This window comes from Pandoraea sp. PE-S2R-1 (assembly GCF_002179865.1).
Lineage (GTDB): Bacteria > Pseudomonadota > Gammaproteobacteria > Burkholderiales > Burkholderiaceae > Pandoraea.
The window spans coordinates 169,620-184,732 of record NZ_NGUR01000013.1 but is presented as its reverse complement, the minus strand read 5'-3'; the positions used below and the strand labels follow the sequence as shown (position 1 = coordinate 184,732).

Genomic DNA, 15,113 nt, shown 5'->3' with positions numbered 1-15,113 from the left:
ACGTGAGATCAGGCGTTCATGTTGCTAGTTCCTGATATCAGGCCGAATGTCCGCATGTTATCAGCAATTTTCATGATTCATATTATGCAATTAATAGCATATGATGGCGCGGCAACAGCTTGACGAAAGCGTCGCTGTCTTGGCCGGCGGGCGATGATCGTGCGAAACGCGATTTGTCGTATGACGGATAGGTAAAAATATGCATAATTGCTGCGTGGAAATCCTCGGCAGCGGAAGTGGTTGATACGCAGAAGGCTTGTGCCTCAACGTGTTATGCCGGTCCGGCGGAATTTCGAAGCGACGCGTTTATGAATGCCCTCTCATATGGATAGCCCTATGCGGATCTCGATTGCCCCTCAACTGCGCTTTCGTCATGACGGCAGCGATGTGCCGCTCGACAAGCTGATTTCGCTGCTGGCGCACGTCGACACGCTAGGCAATTTGCAGGCGGCGAGTCATGCGCTGAATCTCTCGTATCGCGGGGCGTGGGGGCATGTCAAAGAGGCCGAGACGGCGCTCGGCGCACCGTTGCTCACGATGGCGCGCGGGCGCGGCGCAGTCCTGACGCCGCTCGCCCGCCGGCTGCTCTGGGGGCAGAAGCGATTGCAGGCCCGGCTCGGGCCGTTGCTTGAGACGATGGCCTCGGAGTTGCAGACGGAACTCGACGATCTGCTCGGAGAAGACAACGATCAGTTGCGCATCTTTGCCAGTCACGGGCTGGCGGTGGCGGCGCTGGTCGACTTCGCGGCGAAAGCCGAGTTACCGCTGGAGGTGAGTTATCGCGGCAGCATCGAGGCGGTCTCCGCACTGGCAAAGCAGGAGTGCGAGATGGCGAGCTTCCATGTGCCTGAGGGCGCACTCGCCGAGCCGGTGCTGGCGCAGTACGCGCCCTTGCTCAAGGGGAAGGCCTATCGCGTCGCCGACGTGGCATCGCGTCGACTTGGATTGCTCGTCGCGAGGGGCAATCCGCTGCATATCCAGTCCATCTCCGATCTGCCGCGTGTGGGGGCGCGTTTCGCCAATCGTGAACGCGGCTCGGGTACGCGGATGATCTTCGATCTGCTCTTGCAGCAGGCGCGGCTCGATCCGGAAACGATTCACGGCACCGAGAACATCGAGCTGACGCATGCCGCCGTCGCGGCCTATATCGCCAGCGGACGCGCCGACGCCGGGCTCGCCATCGAAGCGGCGGCGACCCAGTTCGGGCTGGATTTTCTGCCGATTCTCACCGAGCGTTATTGCCTCATCTTCCCCGACGAAGCGGCCGATCATCGCTATGTCCGGGCGCTGCTCGATATTTTGCAGAGCGCGCCTTACAAGCAGGTCGTGCACGATATTCCCGGTTACGCCGAGGCGCACACCGGGCGGGTGGCGGCGCTGTCGGAGGCGTTCCCGTCGCTGGGCTGAACTCGCGTCCCGGGCAGGGCTCGTCGGGGTGTCGCGGCTCATATGCAACGGCATGCCTATATGTCGCGGCAGACTCCGGCCGTCTTTTGACGGCTTTCCGGCCGCTAATTTATGCCGGTGAGGTTTTCCCGAATTTTGCTGTCGCGGGAAATATGGACTACTGTCGAAGCCGGGACGTCTGAAAAGCCGCGTCGATTCATATGAATTGGCGAACATATAAGGTGACGCCCGATCCCACAGGAGACGCCATGCCTCGTCAGGTTGAACCGGGCCACGGCCCCGATTTCGGCACCCCGGACCGCACCGTGTCCGCTATCGTAAGTCAGGCAAGCCAGGACGTGACGCTGGAGATCGACGGCCAGCGCGTGAGCGTGCCGGCCGGCACTTCGATCATGCGGGCGGCCGCGATGAGCGACGTGAACATCCCCAAGCTATGCGCGACCGACTCGCTGGAGCCGTTCGGTTCCTGCCGTCTGTGTCTGGTCGAAATCGAAGGGCGGCGCGGCTACCCGGCGTCGTGCACCACACCCGTCGAGGCGGGCATGAAGGTGCGCACGCAGTCGCCGAAGTTGCAGGATCTGCGTCGCAACGTGATGGAGCTCTACATCTCCGATCACCCGCTCGACTGCCTGACCTGCGCGGCAAACGGCGACTGCGAGCTTCAGGACATGGCGGGCGTCACCGGCCTGCGTGAAGTGCGCTACGGCTTCGATGGCGATAACCATCTGGCCAGCGCCAAGGACGAATCCAATCCGTATTTCACTTACGACCCGTCGAAATGCATCGTCTGCAATCGTTGCGTACGCGCCTGCGAAGAGACGCAGGGCACGTTCGCGTTGACGATCTCCGGGCGAGGCTTCGAGTCCCGTGTGTCACCCGGGCAGGACCAGCCATTCATGGAGTCGGAATGCGTGTCGTGCGGCGCGTGCGTGAGTGCGTGCCCGACGGCGACGTTGCAGGAGAAAAGCGTCATCGAGATGGGGCAGCCCGAACACGCCGTGGTGACGACCTGCGCCTATTGTGGCGTGGGCTGCGCGTTCAAGGCGGAGATGAAGGGCAGTGAAATCGTACGCATGACGCCCTACAAGGACGGCCGCGCCAACGAAGGTCATGCCTGCGTGAAGGGCCGCTTTGCGTGGGGGTATGCGACGCACAAGGAACGGATCACGAAGCCGATGATTCGCAGCAAGATCACCGACCCGTGGCGTGAAGTGTCGTGGGACGAAGCGCTTGACTACGCGGCGTCCGAGTTCCGGCGGATTCAGGCGAAGTACGGTCGCGATGCCATTGGCGGCATCACCTCGTCGCGCTGCACCAACGAAGAAACGTATCTGGTGCAAAAGCTCGTGCGTGCGGCATTCGGCAACAACAACGTCGACACGTGCGCGCGCGTGTGCCACTCGCCGACGGGCTATGGACTGAAGCAGACGCTGGGCGAATCGGCTGGCACGCAGACCTTCAAGTCCATCGAACACGCCGACGTGATTCTCGTGATGGGTGCGAATCCGACCGACGGGCACCCGGTGTTCGCGTCGCGACTGAAGCGTCGCGTGCGTGAGGGCGCGAAGCTGATCGTGATCGACCCGCGCCGGATCGATATCGTCGACGGACCGCATATCAAGGCGGCGTTCCACTTGCCGCTGCGCCCCGGCACCAATGTCGCCATGGTCAACGCGCTGGCGCACGTCATCGTGACCGAAGGGCTGCTCGCCGAGGCGTTCATTGCCGAGCGTTGCGAAGACCGCGCGTTTGCGCAGTGGCGCGAGTTCGTGGCGCTGCCGGAGAATTCGCCCGAAGCGGTGTCGGTAGCGACCGGCGTGCCGGCCGACGCCATTCGTGGCGCGGCCCGTCTGTATGCCACGGGCGGCAATGCGGCCATCTACTACGGGCTGGGCGTGACGGAGCACTCGCAAGGCTCTACCACGGTAATGGGCATTGCGAATCTGGCGATGGCGACCGGCAACGTGGGCCGTGAGGGCGTGGGCGTGAATCCGCTGCGCGGCCAAAACAACGTGCAGGGCTCGTGCGACATGGGCTCGTTTCCGCATGAGTTGCCGGGGTATCGGCACGTCTCCGACACGACCGTGCGCGCGGAGTTCGAGGCAGCATGGGGCGTGACCTTGCAGGAAGAGCCGGGGCTGCGCATCCCCAATATGTTCGATGCAGCGATCCACGGCAGTTTCAAGGGGCTGTACTGTCAGGGCGAAGACATCGTGCAGTCCGACCCCAACACGCACCACGTGTCTGCGGCGATGGAGGCGATGGAGTGCATCGTCGTGCAGGATATTTTCCTGAACGAAACCGCCAAGTACGCCCACGTGCTGCTGCCGGGCACCACGTTCCTCGAGAAAGACGGCACGTTCACCAATGCCGAGCGGCGTATCTCGCGGGTGCGGCGCGTCATGGCGCCGCTGCCCGGCATGGCCGACTGGGAAGTGACCATCGCGTTGGCCAAGCGGCTCGGTTACGAGATGCCGTACGCACATCCGTCGGAAATCATGGACGAGATTGCGCGGCTGACGCCGACCTTCCATGGCGTGAGCTACGCCCGGCTCGACGAGGCCGGCAGTCTGCAATGGCCTTGCAACGACGAGGCGCCCGACGGCACGCCGATCATGCACATCGACACCTTTGTGCGCGGCAAGGGGCGCTTCATCATCACGCGCTACGTGCCGACCGACGAGAAGGTGACGCCACGCTATCCGTTGCTGCTCACTACCGGGCGGATACTCTCGCAATACAATGTCGGAGCGCAGACGCGGCGCACGCCCAATGTGCACTGGCACGACGAAGACCGGTTGGAAATTCATCCGCACGACGCGCAGGAGCGCGGCATCAAGGATAGCGACTGGGTCGGTATTCGCAGCCGTGCGGGCGAGACGGTGTTGCGGGCGGTGATCAGCGAGCGCATGCAGCCGGGTGTGGTGTACACGACGTTCCACTTCCCGGAGTCGGGCGCGAATGTCATCACGACCGATAACTCGGACTGGGCGACCAACTGCCCCGAGTACAAGGTGACTGCCGTCCAAGTGCTGCCGGTGGTGCAGCCGTCGGCATGGCAGGCGAAGTATTCGGCGTTCAACCGCGAGCAGCTTGAATTGCTTGAGGCGGCGAGAAAGCCTGCGGAACCCGTCTCGGCGAAGTAGGCCGAGTACGTTTGGATTAGCAGCAATGACAAGTGGAGCGAAGGTTTGACGATGTCTGAAACTCTGCACACCGGGCGAGCGACGCCCGGTGGCGACGCCGCTGACGGCGCCCCGGTGTGTGATGTCGCGCCGGTCGCGATCGACCCGGCGAGCGTGGCCACGCACGCCAGCTTCGAGGTGCGGCGGTTCCGGCATGGCGGCTGGCAGCAAGCCAGCGACGAACTGGCCGAGGAAGTCCCCGTTGCCCTTGAATTCAACGGTATCTCGCATGTCGTGATGCTCGCCACCCCGGCCGATATCGAAGACTTCGCGCTCGGGTTTGCGTTGTCCGAGGGCATTCTGCGTCAGCGCGGCGAGTGTTACGGCGTGGATGTGTCGGCGACGACGCTGGGTGTCACGGCGCATGTCGAGATCTCGTCGCGGGCGTTTGCCGGTCTCAAGGAGCGGCGCCGTAATCTGACCGGTCGCACCGGCTGTGGACTGTGCGGCACCGAGAGCCTCGATCAGGTCCTTCGTCCGTTACCCGCCGCAGGCGCGCCTCTGCGCGTGTCGCATGCGGCGCTGGCCGCCGCGCACGCGGGGCTCGCGAAGCACCAGTCGCTCAATGCCGTGACCGGTGCAGTGCACGGCGCGGCGTGGTGTTTGTCGACCGGCGAGATTCTGTGTCTGCGCGAAGACGTGGGGCGCCACAATGCGCTCGACAAGCTGATTGGCGCGTTGGCACGCGAGGGGCAGGCGTTCGACGCGGGCTTCGTGCTGATGACGAGCCGCGCGAGCGTTGAGATCGTGCAAAAGGCGGCGCAAGTCGGTATTCCGATGGTGGCGGCCGTCTCGGCGGCCACGGCGCTTGCGGTGCGCACCGCAGCGGCGGCGGGCGTCACGCTTGTGGGCTTCGTGAGAGGCGAGCAGTGCGTGGTGTACACCGGCGGGGCCACGCTCGACAGTCACAGTTTGTGACAGTTGATGGCCGCAGGGCCTACGCAGGTCGCGGTATAGTTACGGTGACGGTCGCGCACCGGCGCGGCCCCCGAAGCGGAGGACTTGATGAGCGATACCCCCACGCGCAAGCCCAAGCCACAGCAGCCTCACAAAGAGGACGACGTCGAACGCGATCTCGACGAAGCCCTTGAGGAAACGTTCCCGGCGAGCGACCCCGTGTCCATCGATACGTCACAACCGCGGCGTACGCCTGAGCCCAGGCCGTCGACGGGAAAGCGTCTGGACGAGGGCCTCGAAGAGACCTTTCCGGCAAGCGACCCCGTCTCGATCGACACCGGTAAGACGCCGAAGCCGTAACAATGCGGCGGTGTTGCACGCCAATCGCGGTGTGTTGTACGCAGAGCCCCGGCTGGCGGGGCCGACGGGCGAAAATAAATCGCCATCCCGGTGCGGGTTTGCCGCCCGGCGGGGGCGAATTCATGGCAAAATGCCGCGCCTGACTCTCTCAGGCTGGGACTGTAGGAAATAAATGGCGGCAGGTACGGTAAAAAAAGTTCGACGCTACGCGCTGGAAACCATCGACGTGATGGGGCAGAGCGGGTTGGGCGTCGTCGAGCGCCCGGATGGGCGTTTCGTCATGTATCCGGAGTACTGGACACAGACGCAGGCGCTCAGCCAGAAAATGCGGACGTTGTATCGCAAGAACTGCCAACTCGAATACCAATTGGCGAAGCTCACGCGCGAACTCGATCGTTTGCGCAGCGTGGTCGACACGCCGCGCCCGGCCGGTGGCAACCCGCAGCCCTCGCTGCCGGGCACCGACGTGCCGCAGCCTGAACCGAAGATCGAACGCAAGCCCGCCGCCGAACTCCCGCCCCGACGACGCAAACGCGCCGCCTGAGTGTGCGACGCGCCGTCGCCGCTTCACGGCCAGCGTCGTTCAGTCTCTCCGAATTACCCTGCAACGCCACCGAACTCTCCCCTAAAACACCGATTTCTGCCTGTCCGGCTGACCATCATGGCGCTCACCGCATCGCAACTCGACGCTTTCCGTGAAGACGGTTATCTGATCCTGCCGCGTTATGTGTCGCAGGCCGATTGCGAGGCGATTCTGGCCGACGCGCGAGCGCAGTTGGCCGCCGCGACCCTGCCGCTGGAATTCGAGGCGGATGTGGGCTACGCCGGGGCACCGACGTCGCGTGACGCCGAAGGCGGGCAAACCGTGCGGCGTCTGCTCAAGGCCTATGACCGTGGCGACGTGTTGCGTGGCTGGGCGACCCGGCCCGACCTGATCGAATCGCTGGCGCAGATCTTCGGCGAAGACGTGGTGCTCACGCTCGCGCATCACAACTGCGTGATGACGAAGCATCCGCACTTCGGCACGGCGACGGGGTGGCATCGCGATATCCGCTACTGGTCGTTCCCGCAGAATTCGCTGATCTCGGTGTGGCTGGCGCTCGGTCCGGAGACGCTGGCCAACGGCGCACTGCGCTTCATCCCGGGCTCGCACCGTGAGCAACTCGGCGAACACCAGCTCGACGCACTGGACTTTCTGCGTCCCGATGAACCCGACAATCAACCCCTCGTCTCGCGCGGGCGTCAGGTCGAACTGGCGCAGGGCGACGTCGTGCTGTTCCACAGCGGGTTGTTCCATGCCGCCGGGCGCAACGAGGGCGATACCACGAAGTTCTCGGTGGTGTTTGCGTATCGCGGCGAGAGCAATCCGCCGACGCCGGGTTCGCGTTCGGCCTCTGCGGGTGAAGTCGCACTCGGGCACTGACTCGGGCGCTGACATCATCCGCCTGACCCGGTCTCGCCCAAACCCCCGGGCGAGATCACGGTTTTGGGCTGTTTCCTAAACCGGACAGAACCTCTTCCCGCGTAGACTCGTCGACCATCCTAATGGCGTCGCCTGTCGGCTCGCGCTCGCGCGTCTGCCGTATCGCCGGGCATACCGGTGACCCTGTTTTGCACCCGTAACCTGCCTGACGCCATCCCATGACAACTGTCGTGGCGTGCTGTCGAGCAACGCGAAAGTCGCAGCACGTGCACGTCCAGACCCGGAGGAGACACGTGTCCCATCTGCCCATCTCGCCCTCGGCGGCGCCATCTACGGCGACCGCCTCCGTTGTTTCCAGTACGGCTCCCGCGTCGTCCGCTTCCACCAGTTCCACCGCTTCCACCCACGCCACCCACGCCACCCACGCCGATCATTCGGACCCGTCCGTGCGCGGCACGTGGGGCTCGCGCATGGGCTTTGTGCTCGCGGCCGCCGGCTCTGCGGTAGGGCTCGGTGCGGTGTGGAAGTTTCCGTACGTCGTGGGGCAGCACGGGGGCGGGGCGTTTCTGGTGGTGTATCTGGGATGCGTGCTGACGCTGGGTGTCGCCTTGCTGCTCGCCGAAATGACCATCGGACGGCTGACCGGCAAATCCGCCACCACGGCAATGCGTGAACTAGGCGGTCGCGGCTGGTCGTGGGTGGGGCGAATTGCCACGTTCAATGCGTTTGCCATTCTGTCGTTCTACGTCGTGGTCGGCGGCTGGACGGTCGCGTATCTGCTGCGTGCGCTCAAAGGCTCGGTACTCGCCCCTGACACGTTGAGACTGGAAGCCGAATTCGTGGCGTTCATTGCCGACCCGTGGGCGTCGCTCGCGAACATGGCGGTGTTTCTCGGGCTGGCGGCACTGATCGTCGCGGCTGGTGTGCAGAAGGGCATCGAGCGCGCGGGCAAGTGGCTCATGCCCGCGTTGTTTCTGTTGATGCTCGCCGTGATCGCCCGGGCGCTGACGCTACCAGGTGCGATGGAAGGCGTGGCGTGGTTCCTCAAGCCCGACTTCTCGATGATCAGCGGCAAGACGCTGCTCGAAGCGTTGGGGCTGGCGTTTTTCTCGTTGTCGCTCGGGGCGGGAATGATCGTGGTCTACGGCTCGTATCTGCCCAAGGATGCCAAGCTGGCAGGCTCGGCAGTCTGGGTGGCGACACTCGCGACGCTAGCGTGCATTCTGGCGGGACTGATGATTTTGCCGGCGGTGTTTGCGTTTGGCGTTGCGGCCAACGCGGGCCCGGGGCTGACGTTCATCACGATGCCTGCGATCTTCGCCCAGATGCCGTTCGGCCATCTGGTGGCGATTGCCTTTTTTCTGCTGCTGCTATTTGCCGCGCTGACCTCGGCGGTGTCGTTGTTCGAGCCGGTCACGGCGTTTCTGATCGACGAGTATCAGTGGCGGCGCGGCCCGGCGGTGTTGGCCGTGCTGGCGGCCACGTTCTCGCTGGGCGCTCCCGCGGCGCTCTCGTTCGGTGTGTGGTCCGACGTGTTGCTGTTCGGCCGGACGATTTTCGATCTGATGGATTTTGTGACGATCAATCTGCTGATGCCCGCCGGTGGTCTGTGCGTCGCGTTTCTGGTCGGCGCACGCATCTGGCCGCAGGCGCGCACGGTGCTCGTCGGCACGCGTGCGCAATGGTTCCTGCCGGTATGGCGCCTGATTCTGCTGGTGCTCACGCCGCTCGCCATTCTCGGTATCTGGTACCAGAGCGTTTAGGCGGCGTTCAGGCGGACGCGCTCACACGAGTCGCGTCAAGCGACGCGACTCACGCAACAGCCTCGGGCCAATATCAGCCAGCCACCGGCGTGCGCATCGTGACCCACTCCTCGGCGGCGGTCGGATGCACGGCGAGGGTGCGGTCGAAGTCTGCTTTCGTCGCCCCCATCGACAGCGCAACGCCGAGCAGTTGCACCTGCTCGCCGGCATGGTCGCCCACCATGTGCGCGCCGACGATCCGGTCGGTCGAGCCATCCACCAGCAGCTTCATCAGGATCTTTTCCTGCCGCCCCGAGAGCGTGGCTTTCAGCGGGCGGAAGACGGCCTTGTACACCTTGAGTTGCGGATACTGTGCCCGGGCCTCGCTCTCGATGAGTCCGACCACACCGATTTCCGGCGTGCTGAACACGGCGGTCGGGATGAGCTTGTGATCGACGCGCGTCGTGCGCTCGCCAAAGACCGTATCGGCGAATGCCTGACCTTCACGAATAGCCATCGGCGTGAGATTGACGCGATCGGTGACATCCCCGACCGCGAAGATCGACGGCACGTTGGTGCGTGAAAACTCGTCGACGATCACCGCGCCCTTTTCGTTGAGCGCCACACCACTGGCCGCCAGTCCCAACCCTTGCGTGTAGGGCACACGCCCGGCCGCGCTGAGCAGCACGTCGGCATCATGCGTGCTGCCGTCAGAAAGCGAAATGCGCAAGCCGTCTTGCGTCTTGTCCACACGTTCCACCGTGCGGTCCAGCACGATGTCGATGCCACGTTCGCGGTAGGCCGCTTCAAGCGACGTCCGCACGTCTTCATCGAAACCACGCAACAGGTGAGGGCCGCGATGGATGAGCGTGACTTTCGCGCCAAGTCCGGCAAAGACGCCGGCAAATTCCACCGCGATATACCCGCCGCCGATCACCGTGATGCGCTCGGGCAACTTGTCCAGATGAAACACCTCGTTGGACGAAATGGCATGCTCGCGTCCGACAAAGTGCGGTTGTTCGGCAGGCCGTCCGCCCGTGGCGATCAGGATGTGTTTTGCGGTGATGCGCTCGCCGGTCGCGGGCAGCACCACGGTGTTCGGGCCTTCGACCACGGCACGCGCCTCGATCAGTTCGGCTCCCGCACGTTCCAGATTGGTGCGATAGATATTCTCGAGCCGCGCAATCTCGCTGTCCTTGCGGGCAATGAGCGTCGTCCAGTCGAATGTGGGCGTGCCGACATTCCAGCCAAAGCCGGCAGCGTCTTCGAATTCATCCGCAAAGCGGCTCGCGTAGACGAGCAGCTTTTTCGGCACGCAGCCGCGAATCACGCACGTCCCGCCAACCCGAAACTCTTCGGCCACTTTCACGCGCGCACCATATTGCGCCGCGACGCGCGCCGCACGCACACCGCCGGAACCGGCACCGATCACGAACAAATCCACATCGAACTGGGGCATTGCTGACTCCTTGTTGTCATGCGACGGCATGGGCACAACTGCGGGCACCCCTGCGAGCACATCCGCAAACACGGCCGATAGCGGCTGCGCTGGTGTCCATCGCGTCTGGCGATGAGCGATTGTGCCAGAGACCCGATACCCACGTCGGCAGCCGGGCCGCACTTTCGGAGTCGTCCGATACCGCGATCAGAGACCACCGGAAACGGCCATATGGCGCGTCATCCGTCAATTCGGGTTTTCGCACGGTCGTGCACTTTTATTGATTTGCATCAATGCGCCAGACGAAACGCAAGACGACAATCGAAAGCGTCGAAAGTCGATGAATGCTTCACGGTTGAAGCAGGGTGCCCGCCCACAAGGCGGCGCCAAATGTTTCAACGATGAAGCAATCGCGGCTGCCGGACGTTTCTGAAATGAAACACTTCTGAGGAAACGCGCCGGCATCACGCGACTGGTGGAAATAGAAGTGCATAAGAATCAATACGTTGTCCTCGATGGCCCGGAAGTTGCGTCATGTCTTGCAAGACAGGCGGACCTGACCGCCGGCACAAGAGGAAGTCATGACGAAGTCGCTCTCTCGCCCCTTGGGCGCCGCTGCGGCGCTGGCGTTGATGTTGTTCGTGGGGATGCCGGCATCGGCACATGCCGCCACCCCCTCCGGTACGACGGATCATTCGGTCGTATCCGCGGGCAACACAGCCAGCGCGAACGCCGGTACCCGGCCGACGCGGGCCACACGATCGAAGCGTGTGGCCCGCAGTTCGGCTCGTGCACCGACGCACTCGCCGCCGGGCGCACCGCCTCCCGCACTGGTCGATGCCGTACCGCCGCCATGGAACGACGTGTTCGGTGCAGCGGGCGCGTGGGCTGCCGAGCCGATCATCGTGGGTGGGAAGACGCTGGGCGGCAACCTTGCCAACGCCGGGGTGACGCAACACGTCGACACGGTCATCACCGGACCGCGCGCCGGGCTGACGGGCCTGTATCAGACCGTCTGGCATCGCGCGTTATCGGGGCCGGCACAGAACCCGCAGCAAATGTTCGTCGCCTCGCCCGAGTACTTCGGACTGCATTTCTAATTCTCCCGACTCTCCCGACACGTTCGGCAGGTCGAGACGGTGCGCTTGCCCGCACCAGCGCTCGCGCTTGCCGAATTCACCGAAGCATTGACCGGGCTATCCGGTGCCCGATGCCTACGGTACCCTCGGCCCCCCGATGCCAGCCAAGGTCCTGCTTTGCAAGGTCCGCGCCACTCGTGTGTTTCGAGCGCATCGGCCTTTGCTTTTCCCTTTGTCTCTCACTTGCCTCGCCAAGATCAATGCGGTTAGGATTAACCCGCAGTTCACGCGTGGCAGTTTCTCAAGACATGCCGACTGCCGGCATGCCATTCCGTTCTGGAGCCCCCTTATGAGCACGCCTGAAGTTTCTGTGCAAAGCCCTCCCCAGCAGAAGAAAGCGGTTCCCATAGGACTGATCGCCGGTATCGTCGTCCTGATTGCCGTGCTCCTGATCCCCATGCCCGATGACCTGCCGGTCGCCGGCCACCGCATGCTCGCGATTCTCGCGTTCGCCGTGGTGGTGTGGATTACCGAAGCCGTCTCCTACGAAGCCAGCGCCATCATCATCACGTCGCTGATGGCCTTCCTCGTCGGCACCGCGCCTACGATTCAAGATCCGAGCGTCGAATACGGCACGTCGCGTGCCATCAGCATGGCGCTCGCGGGCTTCTCCAATTCGGCACTGGCGCTCGTGGCCGGGGCGTTGTTCATCGCTGCCGCGATGACGCTCACCGGGCTCGACCGCCGCATCGCCCTCGTCACACTTTCCAAAATCGGCACGAGTACGCGCCGCGTGATGATCGGTGCCATCGCCGTGACCATCCTGCTCTCGCTCGTCGTGCCGAGCGCCACCGCGCGCAGCGCCTGTGTGGTGCCGATCATGATGGGCGTGATCGCCGCCTTCGGCGTGGACAAGCGCTCGAATATCGCTGCCGGCATCATGATCATCGTGGCGCAGGCCACCAGTATCTGGAACGTCGGTATCCAGACGGCCGCGGCGCAGAACCTGCTCACCGTGGGCTTCATGGACAAGATGCTCGGCGACCGCATCACGTGGGCCGAGTGGCTGGTTGCGGGCGCACCGTGGGCCATCATCATGTCGGTGGTGCTTGTCGTGCTCGTGCTCAAGCTGATGCCGCCCGAAGCCGATGCCATCGCCGGTGGCAAGGAAGCCGTGGAAGCGCAACTGCGTGACATGGGCCCGATGACGAGCCCGCAAAAGCGCCTGCTTGCCGTGTCGATCGGTCTGCTGCTGTTCTGGGCGACGGAAGGCAAATTGCACCGCTTCGATACTACGTCGGTCACCTACGTGGGCCTGGTCGTGCTGATGCTGCCGCGCTTCGGTGTGATGACGTGGAAGGAAGTGCAGTCGCGTATTCCTTGGGGCACGGTCATCGTGTTCGGTGTCGGTATCAGTCTCGGTACCGCGCTCCTGACCACGCAAGCCGGTCAATGGCTGGGCAACCATGTGGTGGCGGCAACGGGTCTCGACTCGCTCTCGACGCTGGGTGTTTTCGCGGTGCTCGCCGCCTTCCTGATCCTGATTCACCTCGGTTTCGCGAGCGCGACGGCGCTGACCTCGGCCATGTTGCCGATTCTGATCGCCGTGCTGCAAACGCTGCCGGGCGACTTCAATCGGCTGGGTCTGACGATGCTGCTCGGTTTTACCGTGAGCTTCGGTTTCATCCTGCCGATCAACGCACCGCAAAACATGGTGTGTCTGGGCACCGACACCTTCACGGCGAAGCAGTTCGCCAAGGTGGGGATCATCGTCACCATCGTCGGTTATGCGCTGCTCATGCTGTTTGCCGCGACCTACTGGCGCTGGCTGGGCTGGTTGTAAAGCGAATCATTGCAAGAAGTCATAAGGAGTCAACATGCGAATTCCAGTCCAAGACGCCATCGACTTCGGCAAGCAACTGCTTCTCGCGCAGGGTGTGCCGGACGATATCGCGTACGACGTTGCGCAACATCTGGTCGAATCCGACCGTGTGGGTTATGCGAGCCACGGGCTCTCGATTCTGCCGACCTATCGCAAGGTGCTCGAAGACGGTCAGGTCAATCCGACCGGCCGTCCGAGCGTCATGACCGACCACGGCAATCTGCTGCTGTATGAAGGCAATCGCGGCTTCGGTCAGCACGTGGGCAAGTTCGTGGTCGAACATGCGATTGCCCGCGCGTTCGACAAGGGCGTGTGCATTCTGACGCTGCGCAACAGTCACCATCTGGGTCGCATGGGTCAGTACGGCGAGATGGTGGCGTTGCAGGGCCTCGTGTTCATGGCGTTCACCAACGTGACGAACCGGCAGCCGATGGTGGCGCCGTTCGGCGGCAGTGAGCCGCGCCTGACCACCAACCCGTTGTGCTTCGCCGGGCCGCTGCCGAACAACCGGCCGCCGCTTGTGGTGGACATGGCCACCAGTGCCATCGCCATCAACAAGGCGCGCGTGCTGGCCGCCGAAGGCAAGCAGGCGCCGCCGGGCTCGCTGATCGACGGCAACGGCAACCCGAGCACGGATCCGAATGCGCTCTTCACCGAACCGTTCGGCGCGCTGTTGCCGTTCGGTGGACACAAGGGTTACGCGCTCGGTATCGTGACGGAGTTGCTCGCGGGCGTGCTCTCGGGCGGCGGTACGATTCAGCCGGAACACCCGCGTGCGGGCGTGGCCACGAACAACATGTTTGCCATCGTGCTCAACCCGCAGGTCGACTTCGCTGCCACGTGGCGCTCGCACGAAGTCGAGGCGTTCATCGACTATCTGACGTCGTGCCCGCCGCAACCCGGCTTCGACCGGGTGCAGTATCCGGGTGAGTACGAGGCGGAGAATCGCCAGAAGCACCACGATCACATCGACCTGACGCCGCCGATCTGGGAGTCGTTGATGAAGATGGCAGCCGAACTGAACGTGGTACCGCCGCGCACGTTGTAAGCGCCGATGCGCGACCGGGCCGCGCATGTTCTGGCGTGATCGGTGTTGAATACGTAACAAACGAAAAAGGCGATGTGCCCGGCATCGCAGGGAGAAGTGAAACGCATGGCATTACTCAAGGTGGATGTCGTCAGTACCGAGCGTGAGATCTATTCAGGCGAAGCGCGGTTTGTGGCGGTGCCCGGCAAGATGGGCGAGCTGGGCGTATTGCCGGGGCATACGCCGCTGCTCACGCCGGTGCGTCCCGGCACCGTGCGTATCGAAGCCGAGGACGGGGTGGACACGTATCTCTACATCGCGGGCGGTTTCGTCGAGATTCAGCCCGATCGAGTGACAATTCTCGCCGACACGGCAATGCGTGCCGAGAGTCTCGATGAGGCCCGTGCCGAACGTGCCCGCGAGGAAGCCCGCGCGCTGATCGAAACGCAATCGGGTGACATCGATTACGCGAAGGCCCGGGCCGAGTTGGCCGAAGCCGTCGCACAGCTCGATGCGATCAAACGCATGCGCAAACAGAAGCAATCGAAGTAAGCCCCGCCCAGCGGCTGGCCGATCGGCTAGCCGCCTCGACGCTATCGCGTCCCTCGTGCACCTTGCACGCGCCGCGATAGCCGTCACCCCAACAAACCGCCACCGGCATTTGCCCGTGGCG

12 protein-coding genes are annotated in these 15,113 nt (G+C 63.7%); 11 read left to right on the top strand and 1 reads right to left on the bottom strand.

Annotated elements, in window-relative coordinates; all coding sequences use genetic code 11:
- Positions 1–336: 336 nt before the first annotated feature.
- From CDV44_RS16750 to CDV44_RS16715, 7 genes are all read left to right on the top strand, one after another.
- Positions 337–1,407 carry a substrate-binding domain-containing protein gene (locus CDV44_RS16750; RefSeq protein ID WP_170936018.1) on the top strand — a complete coding sequence of 357 codons (1,071 nt, stop codon included), beginning with the start codon at positions 337–339 and terminating at the stop codon, positions 1,405–1,407.
- A gap of 248 nt (positions 1,408–1,655) precedes the next feature.
- The gene (fdhF, locus tag CDV44_RS16745; RefSeq protein WP_087689036.1) at positions 1,656–4,553 is read left to right on the top strand and encodes a formate dehydrogenase subunit alpha; all 2,898 of its coding nucleotides are present in this window, start codon (positions 1,656–1,658) and stop codon (positions 4,551–4,553) included.
- 51 nt (positions 4,554–4,604) lie between these two features.
- On the top strand, positions 4,605–5,510 hold the full coding sequence (fdhD, locus tag CDV44_RS16740) for a formate dehydrogenase accessory sulfurtransferase FdhD (protein ID WP_087689035.1): 906 nt from the start codon (positions 4,605–4,607) through the stop codon (positions 5,508–5,510).
- A gap of 87 nt (positions 5,511–5,597) precedes the next feature.
- On the top strand, positions 5,598–5,849 hold the full coding sequence (locus tag CDV44_RS16735) for a hypothetical protein (protein WP_087689034.1): 252 nt from the start codon (positions 5,598–5,600) through the stop codon (positions 5,847–5,849).
- 172 nt (positions 5,850–6,021) lie between these two features.
- Entirely contained in the window at positions 6,022–6,393 is a 372-nt protein-coding gene (locus CDV44_RS16730; protein ID WP_058378892.1) for a hypothetical protein, read from the top strand.
- A 117-nt stretch (positions 6,394–6,510) separates the two neighbouring features.
- Entirely contained in the window at positions 6,511–7,272 is a 762-nt protein-coding gene (locus tag CDV44_RS16725) for a phytanoyl-CoA dioxygenase family protein (protein ID WP_087689033.1), read from the top strand.
- A 293-nt stretch (positions 7,273–7,565) separates the two neighbouring features.
- Positions 7,566–9,035, top strand: coding sequence for a sodium-dependent transporter (locus tag CDV44_RS16715; RefSeq protein WP_249277593.1), 1,470 nt, complete (start codon positions 7,566–7,568; stop codon positions 9,033–9,035).
- Positions 9,036–9,108: 73 nt separating this feature from the next.
- Here CDV44_RS16715 and gor read toward each other — a convergent pair whose 3' ends face one another.
- Positions 9,109–10,473 (bottom strand): glutathione-disulfide reductase, encoded by a 1,365-nt coding sequence (gor, locus tag CDV44_RS16710; RefSeq protein WP_087689031.1) that lies wholly within the window; start codon positions 10,471–10,473, stop codon positions 9,109–9,111.
- A gap of 560 nt (positions 10,474–11,033) precedes the next feature.
- Here gor and CDV44_RS16705 point away from each other — a divergent pair.
- From CDV44_RS16705 to CDV44_RS16690, 4 genes are all read left to right on the top strand, one after another.
- Positions 11,034–11,552: a hypothetical protein gene (locus CDV44_RS16705; protein ID WP_087689030.1), complete on the top strand. Its 519-nt coding sequence runs from the start codon at positions 11,034–11,036 to the stop codon at positions 11,550–11,552.
- Between the two features lie 328 nt (positions 11,553–11,880).
- Entirely contained in the window at positions 11,881–13,374 is a 1,494-nt protein-coding gene (locus CDV44_RS16700; RefSeq protein WP_058378887.1) for a DASS family sodium-coupled anion symporter, read from the top strand.
- Positions 13,375–13,408: 34 nt separating this feature from the next.
- Entirely contained in the window at positions 13,409–14,461 is a 1,053-nt protein-coding gene (locus CDV44_RS16695) for an Ldh family oxidoreductase (RefSeq protein ID WP_087689029.1), read from the top strand.
- Between the two features lie 105 nt (positions 14,462–14,566).
- Entirely contained in the window at positions 14,567–14,992 is a 426-nt protein-coding gene (locus CDV44_RS16690) for a F0F1 ATP synthase subunit epsilon (RefSeq protein WP_058380317.1), read from the top strand.
- Positions 14,993–15,113 lie beyond the last annotated feature (121 nt).